The organism is Comamonas sp. JC664 (assembly GCF_042647185.1).
Window position 1 is genome coordinate 21,367 of record NZ_JBHRUZ010000020.1, and the last position, 6,000, is coordinate 27,366.

Genomic DNA, 6,000 nt, shown 5'->3' on the forward strand with positions numbered 1-6,000 from the left:
TGATGCGAAGCACACTGATGTGTGTGAGCAGCGGGCAACGAAGCAATGCGCCGGCTATAGGCAATCAGGGGGATTAGCTCAGCTGGGAGAGCACCTGCTTTGCAAGCAGGGGGTCGTCGGTTCGATCCCGTCATCCTCCACCAATACTTTTACTGATAACTTATCACTCAACACCAAAGCGGTTTCGCAAGAGACTGTTTTGTTGTTGATTCCGGATTCACGGATCAATACGGCTGTTCTTTAAAAATTCATAGAGTCGAAAATCAGCGTTGCTGGTGGAAACTACACATTCGTAAAGGTTTAGTGCAGACCGTGCCACCAGCAACAATTTGATTGCGTCAAAACGAATGAAACTTTGCGAGAGCAATTTTATTCAGTAATGACGAATATTCTTCAAGAATGTGGATCTGGGCGACCGGGTCTACAGCAAAGATATTCACATTACGGCATAACGCGCGAGGTGAGAGACCTCGCAAAGCAGTTGCTTGGGTTCTTGGCTTGAGATCTAGAGATAGATGTCAAAGTTATAGGGTCAAGTGACTAAGAGCATGTGGTGGATGCCTTGGCGATGATAGGCGACGAAAGACGTGATAGCCTGCGATAAGCTTCGGGGAGTTGGCAAATAAACTTTGATCCGGAGATTTCTGAATGGGGGAACCCACCTAGCAATAGGTATCGGCAACTGAATACATAGGTTGTCGAAGCGAACCTGGAGAACTGAAACATCTAAGTACCCAGAGGAAAAGACATCAACCGAGATTCCGATAGTAGTGGCGAGCGAATTCGGAAGAGCCTTGCAGTGATAGTCAGTGTGTTAACAAAACGGAATGGAAAGTCCGGCCATAGTGGGTGATAGCCCCGTATGTGAAAACGCATTGGTGGTACTAGGCTGCAGACAAGTAGGGCGGGGCACGAGAAACCCTGTCTGAATATGGGGGGACCATCCTCCAAGGCTAAATACTCATCATCGACCGATAGTGAACAAGTACCGTGAGGGAAAGGCGAAAAGAACCCCGGGAGGGGAGTGAAATAGATCCTGAAACCGCATGCTTACAAAAAGTCGGAGCCCTTAGGGGTGACGGCGTACCTTTTGTATAATGGGTCAGCGACTTACATTCAGTGGCAAGCTTAACCGAATAGGGAAGGCGTAGAGAAATCGAGTCCGAATAGGGCGACAAGTCGCTGGGTGTAGACCCGAAACCAAGTGATCTATCCATGGCCAGGATGAAGGTGCCGTAACAGGTACTGGAGGTCCGAACCCACTAGTGTTGCAAAACTAGGGGATGAGCTGTGGATAGGGGTGAAAGGCTAAACAAACTTGGAAATAGCTGGTTCTCTCCGAAAACTATTTAGGTAGTGCCTCAAGTATTACCTGCGGGGGTAGAGCACTGTTTAGGCTAGGGGGTCATGGCGACTTACCAAACCTATGCAAACTCCGAATACCGCAGAGTACAGCTTGGGAGACAGAGCACCGGGTGCTAACGTCCGGACTCAAGAGGGAAACAACCCAGACCGCCAGCTAAGGTCCCTAAAACGGGCTAAGTGGGAAACGAAGTGGGAAGGCTAAAACAGTCAGGATGTTGGCTTAGAAGCAGCCATCATTTAAAGAAAGCGTAATAGCTCACTGATCGAGTCGTCCTGCGCGGAAGATGTAACGGGGCTAAGCCAGTTACCGAAGCTGCGGATGCACAGTTTTACTGTGCGTGGTAGGAGAGCGTTCTGTAAGCCTGTGAAGGTGTCTGGTAACGGATGCTGGAGGTATCAGAAGTGCGAATGCTGACATGAGTAGCGTTAAAGCGGGTGAAAAGCCCGCTCGCCGTAAGCGCAAGGTTTTCTACGCAACGTTCATCGGCGTAGAGTAAGTCGGCCCCTAAGGTGAGGCAGAGATGCGTAACTGATGGGAAACGGGTCAATATTCCCGTACCGATGTGTAGTGCGATGTGGGGACGAAGAAGGTTAGCTCAGCCAACTGTTGGATATGTTGGTTCAAGCCTGTAGTCGTGCTCGGTAGGCAAATCCGCCGGGCTAAGATGAGGGGTGATAACGGGTCTGCTTGCAGACGAAGTGAGTGATACCCAGCTTCCAGGAAAAGCCACTAAGCTTCAGCTACACACGACCGTACCGCAAACCGACACTGGTGCGCGAGATGAGTATTCTAAGGCGCTTGAGAGAACTCAGGAGAAGGAACTCGGCAAATTGACACCGTAACTTCGGGAGAAGGTGTGCCCTCAGTAAGTGAAGTTGTACAAACGGAGCTAAACGGGGTTGCAAAGAATAGGTGGCTGCGACTGTTTAATAAAAACACAGCACTCTGCAAACACGAAAGTGGACGTATAGGGTGTGACGCCTGCCCGGTGCTGGAAGATTAAATGATGGGGTGCAAGCTCTTGATTGAAGTCCCAGTAAACGGCGGCCGTAACTATAACGGTCCTAAGGTAGCGAAATTCCTTGTCGGGTAAGTTCCGACCTGCACGAATGGCGTAACGATGGCCACACTGTCTCCTCCTGAGACTCAGCGAAGTTGAAATGTTTGTGATGATGCAATCTCCCCGCGGAAAGACGGAAAGACCCCATGAACCTTTACTGTAGCTTTGTATTGGACTTTGAACAGATCTGTGTAGGATAGGTGGGAGGCTTTGAAGTGAGGATGCTAGTTCTCATGGAGCCAACGTTGAAATACCACCCTGGTGTGTTTGAGGTTCTAACCTTGGTCCATTATCTGGATCGGGGACAGTGCATGGTAGGCAGTTTGACTGGGGCGGTCTCCTCCCAAAGCGTAACGGAGGAGTTCGAAGGTACGCTAGTTACGGTCGGACATCGTGACGATAGTGCAATGGCATAAGCGTGCTTAACTGCGAGACTGACAAGTCGAGCAGATGCGAAAGCAGGACATAGTGATCCGGTGGTTCTGTATGGAAGGGCCATCGCTCAACGGATAAAAGGTACTCTGGGGATAACAGGCTGATACCGCCCAAGAGTTCATATCGACGGCGGTGTTTGGCACCTCGATGTCGGCTCATCTCATCCTGGGGCTGTAGTCGGTCCCAAGGGTATGGCTGTTCGCCATTTAAAGAGGTACGTGAGCTGGGTTTAAAACGTCGTGAGACAGTTTGGTCCCTATCTTCCGTGGGCGCTGCAGATTTGAGGAAGCCTGCTCCTAGTACGAGAGGACCGGAGTGGACACACCTCTGGTGTATCGGTTGTCACGCCAGTGGCATTGCCGAGTAGCTATGTGTGGAAGAGATAACCGCTGAAAGCATCTAAGCGGGAAACTCGTTCCAAGATGAGATCTGCCGGGGCTTGACCCCCCTGAAGAGTCGTTCTAGACCAGGACGTTGATAGGTTGGGTGTGGAAGCGCAGCAATGCGTTAAGCTAACCAATACTAATTGCTCGTGCGGCTTGACCCTATAACTTTGATTGGCCCCGCCTTAGATGGGGCCCAATGCAAAGAACACTGCAACTGCAGTTATGCCAAAGACTTGAGATCAGACAATGATGAACACCACAGCGTGTTACAATCACTGGCTCAGGTCGGCGCAATCAAATAAAACGCTGATAGCACCAAGCTCCAAAGCTTGATGCCGACTCTATGAATTCGCTTCGAAAGCAGCAATGCCCTGATCGACCGATCAGCGCAAAGCCGCCAAGGAGCAAAAAGTTATGCCTGATGACCATAGCAAGTTGGTACCACTCCTTCCCATCCCGAACAGGACAGTGAAACGACTTCGCGCCGATGATAGTGCGGATTCCCGTGTGAAAGTAGGTCATCGTCAGGCTTTTATACTGAAAACGTCCAGCAACTAGCTGGACGTTTTCTTCTCTGCTCTTAAAAGAGTAGCGTGCCAGGCCCAAGGGTCGGTGAGCTGCAAGAGTTGAGAAGAAAACGTGAAAACGTTCTTGAGTGCAGCAAAAGCTGTGCTACAATACAAGGCTTCGCTGATCGCGGCGAGGGGATCTGAGGGTTGAGGCTCTTGGGTCAGGTCTTTAAAAATTAACAGCCGATAAGCGTGGGCGTTTGGTGGCGATTGCCATATGTTCTTCGGAGCAAAACAAGCGCTCACTTTAAACAGTAATGAGGAAGATTTTTAATCTTCTTGATTCCGTCAAGTGAGTGAGTAGTCGAGAGACTTTAAATTCAAGATCGAACTATAGAGTTTGATCCTGGCTCAGATTGAACGCTGGCGGCATGCTTTACACATGCAAGTCGAACGGTAACAGGTCTTCGGATGCTGACGAGTGGCGAACGGGTGAGTAACACATCGGAACGTGCCTAGTAGTGGGGGATAACTACTCGAAAGAGTAGCTAATACCGCATGAGATCTAAGGATGAAAGCAGGGGACCTTCGGGCCTTGCGCTACTAGAGCGGCTGATGGCAGATTAGGTAGTTGGTGGGATAAAAGCTTACCAAGCCGACGATCTGTAGCTGGTCTGAGAGGACGACCAGCCACACTGGGACTGAGACACGGCCCAGACTCCTACGGGAGGCAGCAGTGGGGAATTTTGGACAATGGGCGAAAGCCTGATCCAGCAATGCCGCGTGTAGGATGAAGGCCCTCGGGTTGTAAACTACTTTTGTACGGAACGAAAAGCTCTCTTCTAATAAAGGAGAGTGATGACGGTACCGTAAGAATAAGCACCGGCTAACTACGTGCCAGCAGCCGCGGTAATACGTAGGGTGCGAGCGTTAATCGGAATTACTGGGCGTAAAGCGTGCGCAGGCGGTTATGTAAGACAGAGGTGAAATCCCCGGGCTCAACCTGGGAACGGCCTTTGTGACTGCATAGCTAGAGTACGGTAGAGGGGGATGGAATTCCGCGTGTAGCAGTGAAATGCGTAGATATGCGGAGGAACACCGATGGCGAAGGCAATCCCCTGGACCTGTACTGACGCTCATGCACGAAAGCGTGGGGAGCAAACAGGATTAGATACCCTGGTAGTCCACGCCCTAAACGATGTCAACTGGTTGTTGGGAATTAACTTTCTCAGTAACGAAGCTAACGCGTGAAGTTGACCGCCTGGGGAGTACGGCCGCAAGGTTGAAACTCAAAGGAATTGACGGGGACCCGCACAAGCGGTGGATGATGTGGTTTAATTCGATGCAACGCGAAAAACCTTACCCACCTTTGACATGTACGGAAGTGACCAGAGATGGACATGTGCTCGAAAGAGAACCGTAACACAGGTGCTGCATGGCTGTCGTCAGCTCGTGTCGTGAGATGTTGGGTTAAGTCCCGCAACGAGCGCAACCCTTGCCATTAGTTGCTACGAAAGGGCACTCTAATGGGACTGCCGGTGACAAACCGGAGGAAGGTGGGGATGACGTCAAGTCCTCATGGCCCTTATAGGTGGGGCTACACACGTCATACAATGGCTGGTACAAAGGGTTGCCAACCCGCGAGGGGGAGCTAATCCCATAAAGCCAGTCGTAGTCCGGATCGCAGTCTGCAACTCGACTGCGTGAAGTCGGAATCGCTAGTAATCGTGGATCAGAATGTCACGGTGAATACGTTCCCGGGTCTTGTACACACCGCCCGTCACACCATGGGAGCGGGTCTCGCCAGAAGTAGGTAGCCTAACCGCAAGGAGGGCGCTTACCACGGCGGGGTTCGTGACTGGGGTGAAGTCGTAACAAGGTAGCCGTATCGGAAGGTGCGGCTGGATCACCTCCTTTCTGGAAAACAGCTTCGCTGTTTCGGTGGATGCTAACTTTGTGCAAACAAAGTTAAGTGCCATCGGCACGGCAGGAGCCAAAAAAGCAATCAAGATTGAACGCCCACACTTATCGGTTGTTGGAACACAAGCCAGGTGGCTAGCTCACAAGAGTTAGCTGCGTGGAATGGGTCTGTAGCTCAGCTGGTTAGAGCACTGTGTTGATAACGCAGGGGTCGTTGGTTCGAGCCCAACTAGACCCACCATAGATTCCAACGGATTAGAGGTTGAGCTTATGCCGCTTTAGTTAGTCGATGATTGACTAGAGCCAAGCAGTGCGAGGCGTCTG

At 51.0% G+C, this 6,000-nt stretch carries 2 tRNA genes and 3 rRNA genes; all 5 read left to right on the plus strand.

Annotated features, from left to right (window positions below):
* Positions 1–67: 67 nt before the first annotated feature.
* The 5 genes from ACFODQ_RS03265 to ACFODQ_RS03285 all read left to right on the plus strand — a co-directional run bounded on the left by ACFODQ_RS03265 (position 68) and on the right by ACFODQ_RS03285 (position 5,917).
* Positions 68–143, plus strand: a tRNA-Ala gene (locus tag ACFODQ_RS03265).
* A gap of 387 nt (positions 144–530) precedes the next feature.
* A 23S ribosomal RNA gene (locus ACFODQ_RS03270) occupies positions 531–3,408 on the plus strand.
* A gap of 256 nt (positions 3,409–3,664) precedes the next feature.
* Positions 3,665–3,777, plus strand: a 5S ribosomal RNA gene (gene rrf, locus ACFODQ_RS03275).
* Positions 3,778–4,144: 367 nt separating this feature from the next.
* Positions 4,145–5,673 (plus strand): 16S ribosomal RNA (locus ACFODQ_RS03280).
* 167 nt (positions 5,674–5,840) lie between these two features.
* Positions 5,841–5,917 (plus strand) — tRNA-Ile (locus ACFODQ_RS03285).
* Positions 5,918–6,000 lie beyond the last annotated feature (83 nt).